Raw genomic sequence first — 17,513 nt, 5'->3', positions numbered from 1 at the left:
TGGCGGCTGGTGGGGCCGATCCAGCGGACCCCGAGGCGTCTCGCTTGCAGGGGCAGGGGCACATTCGTGGTGATCCAGCAGCGTGGGTCTAACTGCGATGAGGGCTTTGTTCGGAGACCTGAAAGTCGGGGCTGATGGCCGACGAGGATCAGATGCCGTCTGTAACGGGGAGCCCTCCCTATACTCGATGCGTGGCGACCCTCGACGATGTTGCCAGCCTTGCTGGCGTATCCAAGTCCGTGGCGTCTCGTGCCCTCACCGGTGATGCGCGTGCGCGCATGAGTGATTCGACACGAGCCCGGGTTCTGGCGGCCGCCGCCGAACTCGACTACGTGCCAAACGCTCGTGCCCGGGCGTTGCGCCAGTCTAGATCTGGCGCGATCGGGCTGATCGTGCCGGACGTCACCAACGCCGTCTTCTCCGACATGCTGGCGGGCGTCTATTCAGCCACCGCAGGTCGCGAGACCGACGTACTCCTGGGTCAGGTGAATGCGCCGCCAACCGGCGCTCGGCAGCTTTCTCGTCTGGTCCGCGAAGGGCGGGTGGACGGGTTCTTGATTCAGCGGAGAGAGGACTTCGACGACGAGACGCTCGCCCGCGTGCTCGGGTCCGACATCCCGGCCATCACCGTCAACTCACGACTGCCCAACCGCACTGGCTCCGTCCTCCTGGACGATGAGCGCGGTGCCTCGCTCGCGACCACTCACCTGCTCGAGCTGGGTCATCGACGAATCGCGTTCATATCCGGCACCCCTTCACACGACACGGCTCGTCGGCGTGAACGCGGATACGCGGCAGCGATGGGTACGGCAGGCCTCGCCGTCGACCCGTCGTGGGTCATCAGGGCTGGCTGGGAGGCGGACGCCGGAGCCCGTGCCGCCGAGGAGTTGATCCGCGACCATCGGCTCGGCGCTGCGGATGGCCCCACAGGTGTCGTGGTGGCCAGCGTGAACGCTGCCGTGGGCGCGATGTCGACCGCACTTCGTCTCGGGCGGAGGGTCCCACAGGACCTATCGATCGTCGCGGTCAACACCACCTGGGTCTCGAACACCCTTTATCCGGCGATCTCGACGGTCAGGATGCCGTTGCAACGGCTCGGCGAAGTGGCCGCGATCATGCTGCTCGATCACCTCAATGGCGCTGCTCTGGAGAACGTCGTGATCACCAACCCGGTCCCGGAACTACTCATCAGGGACACGACATCTCCTCCAGCACATTGACGAGATGAGCGTGCCCTCGTCAGAGAGGCGCACGTCGAGCATCAGTCGTCGACGGCGCTGCCGACGGCACGCACGTGCCGGCGCCCCTCCCTGACGTTCAGGTCTCCGAAACGCGTGCCGATCTCGATCGACACGCAGTCGGCCACGGCTGCGGCAGGCTCGTACACGAAACACCGGGCCCGATGATGTCCTCGGGAGGTGTCGCCCACGACCATCACGTTGGAGACTGCGGTGTGGAATCGATCCGTGTGCCCGCCCGCAACAGGAGGTGGTCAGCTGCGTCGCGCTATCTCAGCGGGTCGTCCGGGTTGCACGCGACGATGTACCAATGCTCGAAGTCCAGGGGCCGTCTCTCACGTCAGTCCTCCGTCCCGAGTCGCCCGCGGAAGAAGGCGGGGCGTTTCTCGACGAATGCGGCCACCCCCTCTACGCCGTCCGCAGAGGTGAACAGCTGCGTCAACCTCGCCCGCTCGGCGTCGTAGGCGAGGGAACGCTCGGTGCTGGAGGTCAGCTCCTTCGTTGCTGCTAGCGCCGTCGCCGAGGAGGCGACAAGCTGACGCGCGATGGTCAGCGCACGTTCGAGGCTGGTGCCGTCGGGCACGACTTCGTTGATGAGTCCGAGTACGCGAGCCTCCTCCGCGGGGATCCGCTTCTGCAGCATGATCATCTCCTTCGCGCGGCGAGTGCCGACCTGGGCGGCCAATCGCTGAGTGCCACCCCAGCCCGGAATCAGGCCAAGCGATACCTCTGGCAGGCCTACCTGCGTGCTGTGGCCGGCCACGACGATGTCGGCAGCCAGCACGAGCTCGAATCCTCCGCCCAGGGCCATGCCCTCGACGGCAACCACCACGGGCAGTGGCGTGGTGCTGAGGGTATCGATCAACTGGCCCGCAGCACGGGTGAGCTCGACGCGCTGGCCGTGATTGCCGTGTGCGTACACAGCAATGTCGGCACCCGCGCAGAAGAACGCGCCCCCGCTGATAACCACGACGCGGGCAGCCGACGACCGGCCGTGGATGGCGTCGTTCAGCTCACGGAGCATGCCGACATCCAGTGCATTTCGTTTCGTCGGCCGGTTCAGCTCGAGGTGCTGGATGCCTTCGCCAGCGCCCGCATGAATGATCACCGACTGCGCAGCATCAGCGGTCGCCGTCATGCCGCACCACCTTCGCCTGGAGTCGTTCCACGTCCTCGGCGGCGTAACCCAGCGCGCTGAGCACCTCAGAATTCGCGCTTCCGAGATCCGGGGGGATCGAGCGGACTCCTGGACGTTGGCCGTCGTAAGCCACGGGATGGGAAAGCAACCTGACCGCGCCAGCGCGCGGGTGGTCGAACTCGAGAAGCGTCTGATTGTGCAGCACCTGTGGGTCACGCACGACCTCGGCGTAGGTATTCACCGGGGCGAACCACACCTTCGCGGCACCGAAGATCTCGCGCCACTCCCCCGTCGACCGCTGACTCATGTGCTTGGCAACCCGTGCGTTGACGTCCTCACGGCGCGCGTACGACGACTGCTCTTCGACCGTCAGGAACCAGTCGTCGTCGAAGACGCTCGCGAGCAGGGCAAGCGAGTTCAAGGACAGCGTCAGGTGGCCGTCAGCGGTCGCGAAGACACCGTACGGAGCCTTGTAGTACGGAGATGACACCCGAGTGCTGCTGCGCTGTCCGGCAAAGCCGTTCAGGAAGTACGACAGGGGCTCGATCTGCAGGTCGAGCGCTGCGCTGAGCAGGTTGCTCTCCACGTGAGATCCCCGGCCCGTGTGTTCACGTCCGTGTAGGGCCGCGAGGATGCCGAATGCACCGAGTACCGCACCATGCTGGTCGACCAGCGACGCCCCGACCGGCGTCGGCGGCTCGCCAGCTGCGCCGGTGTTGGCTGCGATCCCCGACATCGACTGCAACAGGACATCCTGACCGGGGAGACCACGGTACGGGCCGTCCCCGCCATATCCAGACAGCGAACAGTAGACCAGCCGTGGGTTGCGGGTCCTGAGTTCCTCCCAGCCGAGGCCGAGTCGGTCCATGACACCGGGCCGGAAGCTCTGGATGAGCACATCGGCCTCCTCGATGAGGCGCAGCACCACCTCACGCCACTCGGGGTCCTTCAGATCGACCACGAGACTCCGAACATTGCGGTTGCCGAGCAGGAAGAAGACGCTCTCGCCATTCAGATAGGCGTCCGGGCCCGACCAGGAGCGCTCGAACGCGCCACTCGGGGGCTCGATCTTGATGACATCCGCCCCCAGGTCTGCCAGCAGCTGAGTCGCTGATGGGCCCTGCAGGAAGTGGGTGAAACTCACGACTCGCACACCGTCAAGCATCCCCATCGTGGCCTCCTCTGTGATTGCAACGGACTGATTCGAACCGAATTAGATCAGAATGCGCAATCGGTTGTCCACAGCGAGAATGGATTTGGGACAACTTTTGCGCAACCGATTGCGCTTAGTGTTGTACCGTGCTTGACTCCACCCCAACGTGACCGGGAACACAATCGGCGGAAAGCCGGAGCGCTGGCTCGCAGAGCTTGCCACGGACGACATCGCAACCACGACCCACGCCTGCCCGGTATCGAAAGGAGTAGACATGACCCACGCCCTCCACCAGGAGAATCCCCAGCCCACCGCACTCAAGAAGGTCGTCGCGGCATCCATGGCCGGCACCGTCATCGAGTGGTACGAGTTCCTGCTGTACTCGGCAGCCTCAGCACTGGTGTTTGGGACGCTGTTCTTCCCAGCCTCGGACAGCACACTCGACGGTGTCATCAGCGCACTGCTGATTTACGCCGTCGGCTTCATTGCCCGCCCGTTGGGCGGCATCGTCTTCGGCTATTTCGGTGACCGACTTGGCCGCAAGAAACTGCTCCAGGTGAGTCTGCTTCTGGTAGGCGCGTCCACCTTCGCGATCGGGTGCATCCCGAGCTTCGCGAACATCGGCTACCTGGCGCCGCTGTCGCTCGTCGTCCTTCGGTTCGTCCAAGGCATTGGCCTAGGAGGCGAGTGGGGTGGCGCAGTCCTCCTCGTTGGTGAGCACAGCCCCCAAAACAGCCGCGGATTCTGGACCAGTTGGGTACAGGCGGGCCTGCCGCTCGGCAACTTCGTCGCCACCCTTGTCCTGACGGCACTGTCCTTCACCATGCCCGAAGCAGCTTTCCTGTCCTACGGCTGGCGCATCGCATTCTGGCTGTCGGCCGTCATCGTGATCGTGGGCTACTACATCCGCACCCGCGTCGATGAGGCGCCTCTCTTCGTCGAGGCCCGTGCGGCCGCCGAGGCTTCCAACGAAACGACGCCTGGGGTCCTCCAGGTCATCAAACAGTACCCGCGTCAGGTCTTGATCGCGATGGGAGCTCGCGTCGCGGAGAACATCATGTACCAGATGGTCGTCACCTTCTCGATCACCTACCTCGCCTTCAAGGTAGGCAGCACCGCCACGGAAATTCTGGGGCTCATGCTCGGGGCGCACGGCATCCACTTCGTTGCCGTGCCACTCTTCGGGCGACTCGCCGACGCCATCGGTCGGAAGCCGGTATTCCTGGCCGGTTCCGTCCTAGCCGTCGGCTGGGGATTCGTCGGCTTCCCGCTACTCGCCACCGGCCAAGACGCGCTCATCTTCCTGGGTATCACGCTCGGCCTGCTGGTACACGGCCTGATGTACGCCCCACAGCCCGCCATGATGGCCGAGATGTTCCCCACGCGCATGCGCTACACCGGCGTATCCCTCGGATACCAGGTGACCGCGATCTTCGCCGGCTCGCTCGCTCCTTTCATCAGCACATCGCTTCTGCAGTCCTACGAGTCTTGGGTGCCGATCGCTTGCTACCTGTCCGTCGCGGCGCTTGTGTCCACCGTCGCAGTGGCCTTCCTCAGCGAGACGAAGGGAATTGACCTCTCCCGCCTCGACCGCGAGGCGGAAGAAGAGTCAGCGTTGTACGCCTGAGGGACAAGCCGCGGCCCATCCATCGGTCTGCCAGTGGCGCTCGCCTACTCTGGGCGGGCGCCACTGACTCATTCGAAGGCGTTTTGCGGTGCCGTCGGAGGCACCGGTTCAAGGGCGCGGCAGAGTGGACCGGAGGACCCGTCTATGTCGTGCCAAGCTGCCTGTGAACAGGAGTCGGGGCGCAGATCGCCACCATCGCATCCCAGAACGCCCTCGACTGCTGGGCTGAGGGGCACGGCGAGACGAACTTCGCGACCTGCCTCCACGCAGTCGCCATGTCGCTCGGGGACGTGCTCACCGAAGGCACCGACAGCAGCCGCTGTGAGTGAGAACTACACCACCCGCCGTCTGCCATCGGACCCGCACGCCTGCCGTCAACAACGCTCGTGTTCATTACAACTAGACATTTTCACTCCGTAACCGGAGGCATTCCTTGGTCAGACAGGATCACCGACGCCGGGCGGCACAATCCCCCTGGGCATGACAAGCAGACCTGCGTTCACCGAACAGATGCTAGCGACGAAAACGGCATCGATGCTGTTGGACGTCGTCGACAGCATGCCAGCTCGCAATGCAAGCTCACGATCGTGCTGCTGTGGTCAGCGCTCGGTGAACAAGCCCAATGTGGCTAATCGCGGTTTGGGGGTGTAGCCGGTTTCTCACCGAAGTTGTCACGCTGGCAGCCTTCAGTCGCGGCCCGTCGGTGACGCGTTCAAGGTCGCAGAGGGCATGACGCCGTAGGTCTCCTTGTAAGACGCAGCGAATCGCCCAGTGTGGAAAAATCCCCATCTGGTCGCGATCTCGGTGACCGTGGTTCCGGTGGTGGGGTCGGCGGACGATAGGTCGCGATGTGCTCGCTCGAGCCGGATCCGTCGCATGTACTGATATGGAGTTTCGTCGAGCACTCGCCGGAAGCCGAGCTCAAGCGCACGAACGGTAATTCCCACGTGGCGCGCCAACTCGTTCACGTTGAAAACCTCGGCATCCTCACCGTCGATCAAGCGGATCGCTGACCGCACGGCACTGCTCGGGGCAGCGTGGAAGGTGCGTTGGGTCGGGGCGCTGAGATCGTGCTCCAACCCGAGTAGTGCAGCGCTCAGCGCGTGCTCGGAAAGTTGATGGAGCAGCCCGTTCGGCACGACGGCGATGTCGTCGTACTGCCCGAGGATCTGCGCGAGCAATCTGGCGGCGGCGTGGACTGCATAACCCTCCTCGAGTGGGAGCACCTGATGCACGAACCGCGGTGGCCGGCCCGACTCCCACTCACCGGTCAGCGCGCCCGCTGCGCGCGCTAGCGAGGAGGTCGTCATGCGCAGCATGAGGGCATCGCAGTCGGCGCTCCACTCGGCCCGGAAGCGCCCGTCTGCTGCGATCACCACCAGTGACTCACCGGCCCTGGCCTCGACGACCTCACCACCTCGCCAGACGCGTATCGTCCCTGACAACGGGATCGTGACCCCGAGGTATCGAGAGTCCGCCTGCCTGTCGACACGTACCTCCGCGCCATAACTCATCCGCCCGACCCCGACGGAACCAGTGTCGGCGTAATAAGCACGAGCATCGACGTGGTCGCGGTAACCACGACGTACGCTCAGTCTGCCGGGTGCCATGAACTGTCTGATTCCCGCCTCCGCAACCGCGAGATCGTAGGTCTCATAACGTTTGTAGGCAGAGAGGGACTGCAGGAGCGCGTCTTCCGCGCTCGGCCGGCCGGCGACGTCCGGTATGGCGCTCATGTCACGCTCCCAAACCTCGATGCGTGGTCCTTCACGAATTTCGCCAGTCTAACCGGCGTACGCCCGGTCACCAGTTCTACGTCGCGAGACACGAGCCCGACGGATTCGTCGCGGGCGTAGATGTCCATGAGCTCCACCACGTGTCGCTGTATCCACTCAGATGCGCCGGCACGCGCCGCGCTTGCGCCCAGTTCGTCGAGGGTGAGCGGGACGTGGGCGACCCGTTTCCCCAACCCTGCTGAGATGAGGTCGGCGATGTCGATCGGTGTCAGGGATTCTGGCCCGGTGAGGTCATAGGAACGCCCGCGGTGAGTGTCAGGGTCGCGGAATACGGCGGTGGCGACGGCCGCGATGTCTCGGGCATCGATCGGGGCTAGGCGCTGCTCATGCAGCGCCATGGGGAGCTTGCCCGCGGCGATCGCAGGGGCGAGGCCGAGCAGATTCTGCATAAAGTAGTTCGGACGCAGGATCGTCGCTCCCAGTCCGGACCGCTTGAGGTGTGCCTCAATCTGCGCATGCGCGCGGCCGACCCAGCTCGGCTTGTCGGCGCCGGTCGCCGCGCTGCCGGCCGAGACCTTCACGACATGGCGTACGCCGGCCTCTACTGCCGCATCGATGAGCCCGCCCTGGTGCAAGGCCATCTCCGGGTGTTGGCTGCTGTTCAGGAACACCGTCTCAACGTCCTTGAGCGCAGCCACAACCGAGTCGCGATCGCCCAGGTCCATCCGCGCCGTGTACGGCTCGGAACCTGCGATCGACTCCTGACGTGTCGTCGCCCGGAAGGGCGTCCCCGCGTCGATCAGTCCCGACACGACAGACCGGCCGATGGTCCCGGTCGCTCCAGTCACCAAGATCATGGCTGCATCAGCCCCCGACGGAGGACTTGGTGGTCGTGCCCTCGTTCAGGCACCAGGCGCGAACCTCGAACCGGCGAGCCCCTCGCGAGTGCATCGGGTCAGCCTCCGCCAGCCGGACGGCCTCCTCGAGGCTCGCGGCGCGGTAGACGAAGACACCCTCGCCGTTCCACTCCGTCCCCTCGGGTGATGCCAGGGGTCCTGCCCCGAACATCACGCCACTGTCCTCGAGCTTCTTCTGGTACGGCAGGTGCTCCTCCAGTGCGTCCTCGACGGGCGCGAACCCGTTGATCGGCGTGGACCGGATCAGGAACAGCTGCTCCGCGTGCAGGTCGAGCTGGCGCGAGCGCTCCAGCAGCTGCCCCCACGTCATGCCGTCCACTTGGTCGGCGGTGTCGTTGCTCATCGAAGTGCCTTTCTTCCTTGATGTCTGTTTCGGTCAGTCGTCGAGGTCGCCGTCGACGAAGCTGCGAATGGTTTCGGCTGCGTCGTCCGGAACCTCGAACGGCCAGAAGTGTCCGGCGTCGAACAGGTGCAGCCCGCTGCCCTTCGGCAGCATCGCGAGCACATCGGGGTCGCTGTAGAACTCGTGCGGCTGACCGGGGTCGTGGCTTCCCTGAAGCAGCAGCACCGGGCAGCGCCAGGCGGCGATGAGACGCGTTCGGCGCTCGATCCATTCCTGTCGGAAGGAGGAGGAGTGGAAGTAGCGAGGGACCGCCGAGTTGATGCCCGGGTAGGAGAACTCGGCGATCGTCCGCTCGAGAAGCTTGTCGTCGACCGGCTTCGCACCGAGCGCCGTGTAGCCGACGATCGTGAACGTACGAGCGTCGCCGAGCACGAACGGCGCGGTGGGCGCCGTGAACATCTTCTCCTGCGGGTGAAGACTGGGATGGAGGTGCCACAGATGCTGCTGGCCACGGCCGTACCGGATCACGCGGGTGCCCAGCTTGGCCACCATGTGGTCCGCCGGCGGTGTCCCTCGGTCGTGGGTGATGAGGCTGAAGCGGTCGACACCGATGGTGTCCAGCAGCGCGATCAGCTGATCGGCCACGCCCTCCTGCCGGTAGTCGCCGGTGCGCTTGTCCGACTGGCCGTATCCCTTGAGGTCGATGGCGATGCAGCGGTGACGGTCCGAGATCGCGGCCATCACGACGTGCCACTGGAACCACGAGTCCGGTACGCCGTGCAGGAAGACGACCGGATCACCGTCCTTCGGTCCGCTCTCGACGTAGTGCCATCGCACGCTCTCTCCGTCACCAGGTGCATCGACGAAGTGGTGGGTGAACTCCACGCCCCTGAGCTCCTCCACCTCACCTTCACCGGAGGTAGGGGGCGCGGTCACTTTGGGGATGGCCACGAGGCGTCGAGCGATGGCTCCCATCGGAGCATCAGCCTCGACGAAGTCCTCAGGGGTCGCCACCATCTTCGGCAGCAACCCGGGCAGCTCCTGCCACATGGCTGCCGCGGCGGCCAAGTGGGGCGCTACCCGCTCGGGCGGCTCGGTCCAGTCGTCTTCCGTCCTGGCGCTGGCGGGGGTGGTGGTCATCGTCGTGCTCCTTGGCTTGTGCGGGGGCTCGTACGCACTGTCACGCGCACCTGTGTCTCGCGGTGAGGTTCGACCTGTGGTTTGACGCCGATGGAGGCCTCGTCGCCCCACACGAGGGTCAGTCGCTGTCCGTCCTCGGCAAGGCCGGCGTCGATGCTGGCCAGCGAGGTGACGTTGCCGTGGTTCATCGTGAACATCGGGTCCATCGCGACGCCGACGCCCGTCCCGTCGAGCAGCACCCGGTCGTAGTGGAGGAGGGAATAGCCGCCGGTCGGCAGGCTCAGGTACTTGGCCCCGCGACCATTGGCGAACAGGCTGCTCGTCAGGATGTGGCCGGTGTCCCCCGCGTCCCAGTCGAGCCACACCTTCTGGCGAGGCGGTGCGACAGCGATCTGCTCGAGCGCCTCGCGGCCGATGAAGTCGTGGTCGAAGCTGACCACGCGGCCATAACCCAGGTCGTACGGCGTGAGGTAGTAGTCCTCGATGGAGTCGGACACGAAACTTCCTCCGAGCGAGGCGTGCGCCTCGAAGCCGTGCGCGGGGAGGTGTTCCCGGTAGGGACGCATGTCGTCCCCGGTGTAGACCGCCGGGAGGGGGCGGGCGATCCATCCGGACTCGTTGGACGTGGTCGGGTAGGACACCGCGCCGCCCTGGAGCATCCCGAGCCCCGAGCCGGCCTCGAGCAGTGCTTCCTTGACCGGTGCTGAATGTGCCCGTGGCCCGAAGATCTCCAGGCCGGTGTGCTCCTGGCCGGGGATACCGACCATGGTGTGGTTGAGCGCCCGGACCGTCACTCCGGCGATCTGGAACTCGCCGATGTTGAAGAACTTCACCCGGCCGAGGGTCCCGCCTGAAGCTTTCTGGACGATCTCGAGGGCGGCGGGTCCCTGTACCTGGTAGCGGAACAGCAGTCGCTCCCGGGGGTTGATCGGGCTGGCGTCATCCCGCTCCACGTCGACCTTGTAGCCGCCGGTCTCGGCGTGGAACTGCACCCAGTTAGCGGCCACTGGCGAACCGACCAGGGCGTACTCCTCCTCGTCGAGCCCGAAGAGGATGGCGTCGCCGATGACATGGCCGCGCGGGTTCGTCGCCACGAACTGCTTGGCCTTGTCTCTCCCGAAGGTGCGGAACGAGTTCACGCCAACCTCGGAGAGCAGCCGTTTCGCGTCGGGGCCACGGAAGTAGACATCGCTCATGTGGAAGGACTGATCGAAGAAGATCGCGGATTCCCTCCACACCCGCTGTTCGTCACGCCAGTTCGCATACTCCATCTGCGGAATCGGGAACTGGTACGGGCCGCGGCCATCGGCGCGCAGCATCTTGGCGGGATTTCCGCCGCTGCGGTCGATGGCTTGCTCGAGGTTGGGAGTGGTCATCATCGCGTTCCTTCGTCAGGCGAATGCACGTGTGCCAACCGAATGTAGGAGCGCTTGAGCGGGCCGGATAGCCACGGACCGAACCGATCGGGTGCACTTCGCGAACCCCCGAAACCAGCTTCGCCAGCCGGCGCAGAGAGCTTCGGCAGGCGGCTCGCAGAGGCGTCTGCCGACACCTAGCGTTTCTCGTCATCGCCAACCCGCGGGCCCTCCCCTGAGCGGCCCCGATCCAAAAGGAGACTCGATGGCCACCGACCAGCCCACAACCTCACCAGAGGTAGACGGCCGGCTTCTCCAGATGCTGACCGACGCCACGATGGAGGTCATCCCGTTGAAAGGCGGACCGGAGCAGATCATGGCAACCTCCCCGGGCGCGACCGTCGCGGTGACGTGCTCCCCGAAGTTCGGGCTGAGTCGCACTCTGGAGCAGTGCGAAGTGGCGGCAAGCGCAGGGCGACGAGTCGTTCCCCACATCGCGGCCCGCATGGTCGAGGACCGCGCAGCGCTCCATGACGTCGTACGTCGGGTCGCGGACCTCGGGGTGACCGACCTCTACGTGATCGGCGGCGACGCCACCGCTCCCGTCGGCCGCTATAGCGAGGCGGGACAACTGCTCGACGACCTGGCGGAGATCGAGCATCCGTTCACCCGGATCGGGGTCGGCTGCTATCCCGAGGGCCACCCGCACATCGGCGACGACCGCCTGTGGGAGGCGCTGCTACGCAAGCAGAGCTCGGCCACCTACATGGTCAGCCAGATGTGCTTCGACGCCGAGGCGCTCACGACGTGGCTGGCTCAAGCGCGTGCACGGGGCGTGACGTTGCCGCTCCGCGTCGGCATCGCCGGTCCCCTCAAGCTCGCCAAGCTCACCGAGCTGTCGCTCCGCATCGGAGTCGGGCAGTCGTTGCGCTTCCTCTCCAAGCAGCACGGACTGGTCGGCAACGTACTCCTCGGCCGAACCTACGACCCCCTTCCGCTGATCCGCTCTGTCGTTTCTGACAAGCCGGGCAGTGACATCGAGGGCCTCCACGCATTCACGTTCAATCAGGTGCCGGTCTTCCGCGCCTGGGCCAAGACGTACGGAGCAATGTCATGAGCGAGCTCGTCCTCACCCTGTCCTGCCCGGACCGTCCTGGCATCGTCCAGGCGGTCTCCACCTTCGTGACCGCTCATGGCCTCAACATCGTCGAGACCGAACAGTTCGGTGACCGCGACGATGCACGCTTCTACATGCGTGTCGCCGCGGAGAGCCTCGATGACGTGTCGCCCGACGCCGACTCGCTGCGCGCCGACTTCGAGATCGTGGCTCGTGACTTCAACATGGACTGGCGCCTGGTCGACTCTCAGCAGCGCCCGCGCATGCTGATCATGGTCAGCAAGTTCGGCCATTGTCTCAGTGACCTGCTCTACCGCGTACGCATCGAACAGCTGTCCGCGGACGTGGTCGCGGTCGTCTCCAACCATCCCGATTGCAGGGATATGGTCCAAGCCGCCGGCATCCCCTTCGTGCATCTCCCGGTCGATGCCGGGTCCAAGGCTGACGCCGAGGACAAGCTGCTGCAGCTCGTCGACCAGGAGCAGGTGGACCTGGTGGTGCTCGCCCGGTACATGCAGATCCTCTCGCCCGAGCTCTGCGACCGGCTGAGCGGCCGCGTCATCAACATCCACCACTCGATGCTGCCCAGCTTCAAGGGCGCCCGGCCCTACCAGCAGGCGTACGACAGGGGCGTAAAGCTCGTCGGCGCGACCGCCCACTACGCCACCTCGGACCTCGATGAAGGCCCGATCATCGAGCAGGAGGTGCAGCGGGTCGACCACACGATGGACGCCGCGGCCCTCACCGCGCTCGGCCGCGACACCGAGTGCCTGGCCTTGTCGCGGGCGGTGCGCTACCACCTCGAGAACCGGGTCATGGTCCACGGCCGCAAGACCGTCGTCCTGAAGTGATGCCGGCCCCTGAACGACCCCGTGTGATAGGCGTCCTCAACGTGACCCCGGACTCCTTCTCCGACGGCGGGGCATACCTGAGCACAGCCGACGCGGTACGACACGGGCTGGCTCTGGCTGCGGACGGCGCGGACTGGGTCGACGTCGGTGGTGAGTCGACACGCCCCGGGGCGCGGCGCCCCTCAGTTGCGACAGAGCTCGAACGCGTACTGCCCGTCGTTCGCGCTCTCTCGCAGCGAGGGGTGCCGGTCTCCGTCGACACGATGCGGGCCGAGGTTGCCCGCCGCTCGATCGACGCCGGCGCGAGCATGATCAATGACGTCAGCGGCGGGCTCGCCGATCCGGCGATGTTTGCCACGGTGGCTGAGCTGGGCGCTCCTTACGTGCTGACCCACTGGCGATCTGGGGGCGTCCAGGAGCACAGGCCGGAGACGTACGCCGACGTGGCCGACGACGTCGCGGCCGAGCTGCGGGACCGAGTCCATCGCGCCGTCGATGCCGGGGTCGACAAGGATCACATCATCGTCGACCCCGGCGTCGGCTTCTCCAAGAACGCCATCCAGTCGTGGACACTGCTCCGCCGCATCGAGGTCGTCCAGGACCTCGGGTTCCCCGTGCTGGTCGGCGTGAGCCGAAAGCGGATGCTCACACAGGTCTGCGGTGACGAGACGGATCTTGTCGACCGCGACCTCGCCACCGCCGTCGTCAGCGCACTACTGGCATCGAGCGGCGTCGACCTGCTGCGGGTCCACGACGTGGCCGGGACCATGGTGGCGCTGCGGACCGCGCAGCAGCTGAGAGCCTGATCAGCCGACGGCGACCTCGGCGTCCGCCGGGGCCGGGCTCCGCAGGGCGGCGAGGGCGATCACGCCGAGCGCCACCGCGACCAGAGGCAAGGCGGAGAGGCCGATGATCGAGGTCGCGCCGAGCCCGCCGGCCACCAGTACACCGTTGAGCGCCGGACCAGCTATCGATCCGGTCCGGCCCACGGCGTACGCCCATCCGATGCCTGTGCCGCGGATCGGCAGCGGGTAGAGGGAGACAGCGAGGATCGTCAGCCCGGACTGTCCACCCACGATACCGACTCCGATGAGGAGGATGCCCGCCATCAGGAGCGGGGTGTTCGTCGTGAGCAGCACCAGACCGATACCGACCATGCCGATGAGGTATCCGCCGACCAGTGTCGCGTGCGCCTGCCCGCGCCGGTCGATCCGGAACCCGAGCAGGATGCCGCCGACGAACCCGCCCGCAGCGAACAGCGAGCTGCCGATGAACGCCGTTCCTGCGTCGAGGCCGGCCTCGACCAGAAGGGTCGGCAGCCAGTTGAGCAGTGCGAACATCACGAGCAGGTTCAGGAAGTAGACGAGCCAGAGCGCGATGGTGCTGGTGGCGCGGCCCTCTCGGAAGAGGACAGCGGGCGAGGTGGACGTGTGATCGACCGTGCTCCGAGGGCGGGTAGCGACACCTCGGACGACGACGGCAGCCAGGACGGCGCACACGAGCGGCAGCAGGCCACCGATGATGAAGATCGAGCGCCAGCCGTACGCCGGGATGGCCGCACGCGACACCAAGCCACCGAGAAATGCACCCAGGGAGACGCAGCCGACCGCCAACATCACGGCACGGGAACGGACGTGTGCGGGGACGTTCTCGGAGACGAGAGCGATGAAGCTCGGCGCCACTCCGCCCATTCCGATTCCCGCGATGAAGCGGATGAGCAGGAAGGTCTCCACGCTGGTGGCAAGAGCGGGGATCGTGAGGGTGGCCAGCCCGAAGAGGACGACCGAGGCAATGAGCCCGGCCTTGCGCCCGAGGCGGTCGACCAGCATCCCGAAGAGGACACTGCCCAGCGCCATGCCGACGAGGCTCGCCGAGAACACGACACCCAGAGCGCCCGGGCTGAATCCGAACTCGGTCGTGATGGACGGCGCGGCGTACGCCAGGGTCTGGGCGTCGAAACCGTCGAGCACCGCCATCGCCAGGCACACGCCCACCGTTGCTACCTGCGCGGCTGTCATCCGTGAGCCACGGTCGCTTCCAGCTGTCTTCATGACGAGGTCCTCCTCGGGATCTTCGCCGACCCAAGCGGCAGGCGATGAGGCACGGTATGACGTACGTCACACTCATCGCCGGTCGTGGGGCGAAGCCTCTTGGGCCACTTGGCGAATCGGCCGAGTGGGTCTCGCCGTCAGCGGCCGGCCACTCCGCCTGCTTGGAAGTCGGCGGCGTTGGCGCCCACCACGTCACGCCACGGGCCGTGGACATCCGCGCGCCACGTGGAGTCGAGGGCTTCGACCTGCGACTTGACGACATGGGGAGGCGTCCAGCAGTAGTCGCTGCCGTAGAGGAGCCGGCCGGTGCCGACCTGGCTGATGAGGGCGTCTGTCTGGAGCGGCATGGGCGTCCCGGCCAGGTCGAACCAGAGTCGCGCAAGACCTTCGTCGATGCGCTCGAGTCCGTCCGGCGTCGAGGACAGCAACGATGCGAACAGGCGCAGCCGGTCCGCAAGCAGGGGTAGCGACGCCCCGACGTGCGGCACGATCATGCGTAGCCGTTCGCGGCGAGCAACGTCACCGTTCATGAGCATGGCCGAGATCACCCGGGTGGTGTCGGCGTAGAACTCCACCATGGGTCGCGGGAACCCCAAGGTCGTGTTCTCCGAGCCCAGGGGCGTGGTCGGGTGCACGAAGACCGCCGCTCCCCGCCGGTCCATCTCGTCGAGGAACAGCTCCACGGTGGGGTCGCTGACGTAGACGCCGCCGGCGTTGGTCATCACCACAGTGCCGGCCGCACCGAGGTCGTCCAGTGCACGCGTCGCCTCCGCGATCGCCTCGTCGACCGCCGGGAGCGGGACCGAGGCGAAGAACTGGAAGCGATCAGGATGTTGCTCGACCACATCGGCTGCATAGTCGTTCACCCGGCGAGAGAGCGCCGTCGACGACTGCACGTCGCCGAGCCAGACCCCTGGCGACGAGATCGAGAGGATCGATCGTTCGATGCCGTGCGCGTCCATGAGCCGGAGATGATCCTCGGCGCTCCACGACGGCCACGAGGGCATCCCGTCGGGATGCCGATGCCCTGCCGCCGACGCTGCCTCCACGTACCACGGGGTCAGGAGGTGGGCGTGTACGTCGACCAGGGGTGCTGTCTCGTTCTGCACTTTGTTCTCCTCTGACAAGGCAGGCAGGTGGCCCGCTCGGGACTGGGCAACGCCATGCTCGCGGACTCCGCCGGCCTCTCAACCCCGCAAACGACATTCGGCCCAGGCCACTTCGCAGCCTGACCATCGGCGCCGATCGAGCACCGATCGAGCGCCGCTGCGACGCCAAGAGGCATGGGGCGAAGCCTCGACGGCCGAAAGCCGCATCCGCGTTGACTGCAGTCTGCGGGACGCGAGCATGGGAGGAGACGCCCCGCGAGGCGTCGGCGCTCAGCTTCGGATCGAGTGCACACAAGCGAACCAGGAAGGTTGGTACGACATGTCCGTCGATTCCCCGCTTCGATCCCTCCAGGATCTCGTCGACTCGCGTCCCGATCTCGTCGACTACTTCTACAACGACAGCCCGGGTCTGAACATCCGCACGCGCACCGATCGGATTCCGATCCCGGCCGAGTTCTCGAACTGGCGCGAGGAGCAGCGTGCTTGGCGTGAGACGGCCATCCTGTTCGACCAGACCCACCACATGCCCGAGCTCTTCGTGACCGGCCCCGACGCCAGGGCCATGCTCAACTGGATCGGCGTCAACAGCTTCGCCAACCTCCAGCCGGGTCTTGCGAAGCAGTTCGTCGGCTGCACCCCGCAGGGCCACATCATCGGCGAGTCCATCCTCTACGCCCATGGCGACGACAGCTACGAGCTGGTCAGCGGGATGCCTCTGTTGAACTGGATCGAGTTCCAGGCAAGCACGGGCGACTGCGACGTCACGATCCAACGGGACAACAACACGTCTGAGAACACCACGGGACCCCGTGTCCGCTTCCGGTATCAGCTCGACGGCCCGCTGGCCGCGACCATCTTCGAGAAGGCCGTGGGCGCGCCTCTGCCGGACCCCGGCGCCTTCCGCACGTTCACCACCAAGGTCGCAGGGGTCGACGTCCTCGTACTCCGACACGGCATGGCCGGGCGGCACAAGGCGTACGAGATCAGTGGCGAGTACGACGACGAGGCCGCTGTCCGCGACGCCCTGCTCCGCGCCGGCGAGGAGTTCGGCCTGCGTCGCGGCGGCACCAAGGCGTACTTCAGCACCAATTACGAGTCTGGTTGGATCGCCGGTCCGTTGCCTGGCATCTACACCGCCGAGGATCTGCGAGCGTTCCGGCACTGGCTGCCCGCCGATGGTTGGGAGGGAACCTGGCAGATCGCCGGCAGTTTCCGGCCATCGCGGATCGAGGACTTCTACACCACCCCCTACGACCTCGGGTACGACAAGATCGTGAAGTTCGACCACGACTTCATCGGTCGGGACGCGCTGGCTGAGATCGCTCAGAACCCGCCGCGCCGCCGCGTCACGCTGATGTGGAACAAGGACGACGTCTTGTCGGTGATCGGCTCGCTCCTCGAGGAGGGTACGCCTGGCAAGTTCATCGACTTCCCCATGGCGGACTACGGCTTGCTGGTGCAGCGCGACACGGTGTCTATCGACGCTCGGCCCGTTGGCCTGTCGACGTTCTGCGGGTACTCAGCCAACGAGCGACGGATCCTCTCTCTCGCGATGCTCGATGCGGCACAGGCCGAGCCGGGCACCGAGGTGACCGTACTGTGGGGCGAGCCGGATGGTGGCTCGCGCAAGGCGCGCGTCGAGCGGCACCGGCAGATGGAGGTACGCGCGACGGTCGCGCCGGCTCCGTTCGCGTATTCTCCACAGTCGACCGGCCACTCCGAAGCGCCGAGGGGCTGA

The 17,513-nt window shown here is 66.1% G+C and carries 16 protein-coding genes; 6 read left to right on the top strand and 10 right to left on the bottom strand.

Annotated features, from left to right (window positions below; genetic code table 11):
- Positions 1-191 precede the first annotated feature (191 nt).
- The gene (locus ACIO3S_RS07755; protein ID WP_400461272.1) at positions 192-1,220 is read left to right on the top strand and encodes a LacI family DNA-binding transcriptional regulator; all 1,029 of its coding nucleotides are present in this window, start codon (positions 192-194) and stop codon (positions 1,218-1,220) included.
- A 41-nt stretch (positions 1,221-1,261) separates the two neighbouring features.
- Here the strand turns inward: ACIO3S_RS07755 and ACIO3S_RS07750 are convergent, their stop codons facing one another.
- The 3 genes from ACIO3S_RS07750 to ACIO3S_RS07740 form a co-directional block, all read right to left on the bottom strand.
- Positions 1,262-1,429 carry a hypothetical protein gene (locus ACIO3S_RS07750; RefSeq protein WP_400461269.1) on the bottom strand — a complete coding sequence of 56 codons (168 nt, stop codon included), beginning with the start codon at positions 1,427-1,429 and terminating at the stop codon, positions 1,262-1,264.
- A gap of 149 nt (positions 1,430-1,578) precedes the next feature.
- Complete coding sequence (locus ACIO3S_RS07745; RefSeq protein ID WP_400461266.1) at positions 1,579-2,376, bottom strand: enoyl-CoA hydratase/isomerase family protein; 798 nt, start codon at positions 2,374-2,376, stop codon at positions 1,579-1,581.
- Positions 2,360-3,547, bottom strand: a complete 1,188-nt coding sequence (locus ACIO3S_RS07740) for a CaiB/BaiF CoA transferase family protein (protein WP_400461263.1) — start codon at positions 3,545-3,547, stop codon at positions 2,360-2,362. Before ACIO3S_RS07740 ends, ACIO3S_RS07745 begins: the two co-directional genes overlap by 17 nt.
- Before the next feature lie 256 nt (positions 3,548-3,803).
- Between ACIO3S_RS07740 and ACIO3S_RS07735 the strand changes: the two genes are divergently transcribed.
- A complete protein-coding gene (locus ACIO3S_RS07735) occupies positions 3,804-5,156 on the top strand; it encodes an MFS transporter (protein WP_400461261.1) in 1,353 nt (450 codons plus the stop codon).
- 686 nt (positions 5,157-5,842) lie between these two features.
- On the opposite strand, the gene ACIO3S_RS07730 is transcribed toward ACIO3S_RS07735, so the two are convergent.
- Genes ACIO3S_RS07730 through ACIO3S_RS07710 form a run of 5 tightly spaced genes read right to left on the bottom strand, consistent with a single transcriptional unit; the run spans position 5,843 to position 10,668 of the window.
- Positions 5,843-6,892 carry an AraC family transcriptional regulator gene (locus ACIO3S_RS07730; RefSeq protein WP_400461258.1) on the bottom strand — a complete coding sequence of 350 codons (1,050 nt, stop codon included), beginning with the start codon at positions 6,890-6,892 and terminating at the stop codon, positions 5,843-5,845.
- A complete protein-coding gene (locus ACIO3S_RS07725) occupies positions 6,889-7,749 on the bottom strand; it encodes an NmrA family NAD(P)-binding protein (protein ID WP_400461255.1) in 861 nt (286 codons plus the stop codon). The genes ACIO3S_RS07730 and ACIO3S_RS07725 overlap by 4 nt, the downstream gene beginning before the upstream one ends.
- Positions 7,750-7,756: 7 nt before the next feature.
- Positions 7,757-8,152, bottom strand: a complete 396-nt coding sequence (locus ACIO3S_RS07720) for a YciI family protein (RefSeq protein WP_400461252.1) — start codon at positions 8,150-8,152, stop codon at positions 7,757-7,759.
- A 33-nt stretch (positions 8,153-8,185) separates the two neighbouring features.
- Entirely contained in the window at positions 8,186-9,292 is a 1,107-nt protein-coding gene (locus tag ACIO3S_RS07715) for an alpha/beta fold hydrolase (RefSeq protein ID WP_400461249.1), read from the bottom strand.
- Entirely contained in the window at positions 9,289-10,668 is a 1,380-nt protein-coding gene (locus tag ACIO3S_RS07710) for a hypothetical protein (RefSeq protein WP_400461246.1), read from the bottom strand. The genes ACIO3S_RS07715 and ACIO3S_RS07710 overlap by 4 nt, the downstream gene beginning before the upstream one ends.
- Positions 10,669-10,912: 244 nt before the next feature.
- Between ACIO3S_RS07710 and ACIO3S_RS07705 the strand changes: the two genes are divergently transcribed.
- From ACIO3S_RS07705 to folP, 3 genes are read left to right on the top strand one after another with little or no spacing between them, the layout of a single operon-like run.
- Complete coding sequence (locus ACIO3S_RS07705; RefSeq protein ID WP_400461243.1) at positions 10,913-11,764, top strand: methylenetetrahydrofolate reductase; 852 nt, start codon at positions 10,913-10,915, stop codon at positions 11,762-11,764.
- The gene (purU, locus tag ACIO3S_RS07700) at positions 11,761-12,615 is read left to right on the top strand and encodes a formyltetrahydrofolate deformylase (RefSeq protein ID WP_400461240.1); all 855 of its coding nucleotides are present in this window, start codon (positions 11,761-11,763) and stop codon (positions 12,613-12,615) included. Before ACIO3S_RS07705 ends, purU begins: the two co-directional genes overlap by 4 nt.
- Positions 12,615-13,421 (top strand): dihydropteroate synthase, encoded by an 807-nt coding sequence (gene folP, locus ACIO3S_RS07695; RefSeq protein ID WP_400461238.1) that lies wholly within the window; start codon positions 12,615-12,617, stop codon positions 13,419-13,421. The genes purU and folP overlap by 1 nt, the downstream gene beginning before the upstream one ends.
- Here folP and ACIO3S_RS07690 read toward each other — a convergent pair whose 3' ends face one another.
- Together ACIO3S_RS07690 and ACIO3S_RS07685 are read right to left on the bottom strand one after the other, a co-directional pair.
- Positions 13,422-14,666 (bottom strand): MFS transporter, encoded by a 1,245-nt coding sequence (locus ACIO3S_RS07690; protein WP_400461235.1) that lies wholly within the window; start codon positions 14,664-14,666, stop codon positions 13,422-13,424.
- Between the two features lie 137 nt (positions 14,667-14,803).
- Positions 14,804-15,775, bottom strand: coding sequence for an amidohydrolase family protein (locus ACIO3S_RS07685; protein ID WP_400461232.1), 972 nt, complete (start codon positions 15,773-15,775; stop codon positions 14,804-14,806).
- 319 nt (positions 15,776-16,094) lie between these two features.
- Here ACIO3S_RS07685 and ACIO3S_RS07680 point away from each other — a divergent pair, with 319 nt between their 5' ends.
- Positions 16,095-17,513 (top strand): hypothetical protein, encoded by a 1,419-nt coding sequence (locus ACIO3S_RS07680; protein WP_400461229.1) that lies wholly within the window; start codon positions 16,095-16,097, stop codon positions 17,511-17,513.

The organism is Nocardioides sp. NPDC087217 (genome assembly GCF_044744805.1).
Taxonomy (GTDB): Bacteria; Actinomycetota; Actinomycetes; order Propionibacteriales; family Nocardioidaceae; genus Nocardioides.
This window is presented reverse-complemented; position numbering and strand designations above follow the sequence as displayed.

Coding starts and splice junctions, on each gene's coding strand:
- ACIO3S_RS07745 (WP_400461266.1), bottom strand. CDS start 2,376: ATGACGGCGACCGCTGATGCTGCGCAGTCGGTGATCATTCATGCGGGC.
- ACIO3S_RS07740 (WP_400461263.1), bottom strand. CDS start 3,547: ATGGGGATGCTTGACGGTGTGCGAGTCGTGAGTTTCACCCACTTCCTG.
- ACIO3S_RS07735 (WP_400461261.1), top strand. CDS start 3,804: ATGACCCACGCCCTCCACCAGGAGAATCCCCAGCCCACCGCACTCAAG.
- ACIO3S_RS07730 (WP_400461258.1), bottom strand. CDS start 6,892: ATGAGCGCCATACCGGACGTCGCCGGCCGGCCGAGCGCGGAAGACGCG.
- ACIO3S_RS07725 (WP_400461255.1), bottom strand. CDS start 7,749: ATGATCTTGGTGACTGGAGCGACCGGGACCATCGGCCGGTCTGTCGTG.
- ACIO3S_RS07720 (WP_400461252.1), bottom strand. CDS start 8,152: ATGAGCAACGACACCGCCGACCAAGTGGACGGCATGACGTGGGGGCAG.
- ACIO3S_RS07715 (WP_400461249.1), bottom strand. CDS start 9,292: ATGACCACCACCCCCGCCAGCGCCAGGACGGAAGACGACTGGACCGAG.
- ACIO3S_RS07710 (WP_400461246.1), bottom strand. CDS start 10,668: ATGACCACTCCCAACCTCGAGCAAGCCATCGACCGCAGCGGCGGAAAT.
- ACIO3S_RS07705 (WP_400461243.1), top strand. CDS start 10,913: ATGGCCACCGACCAGCCCACAACCTCACCAGAGGTAGACGGCCGGCTT.
- purU (WP_400461240.1), top strand. CDS start 11,761: ATGAGCGAGCTCGTCCTCACCCTGTCCTGCCCGGACCGTCCTGGCATC.
- folP (WP_400461238.1), top strand. CDS start 12,615: ATGCCGGCCCCTGAACGACCCCGTGTGATAGGCGTCCTCAACGTGACC.
- ACIO3S_RS07690 (WP_400461235.1), bottom strand. CDS start 14,666: ATGAAGACAGCTGGAAGCGACCGTGGCTCACGGATGACAGCCGCGCAG.
- ACIO3S_RS07680 (WP_400461229.1), top strand. CDS start 16,095: ATGTCCGTCGATTCCCCGCTTCGATCCCTCCAGGATCTCGTCGACTCG.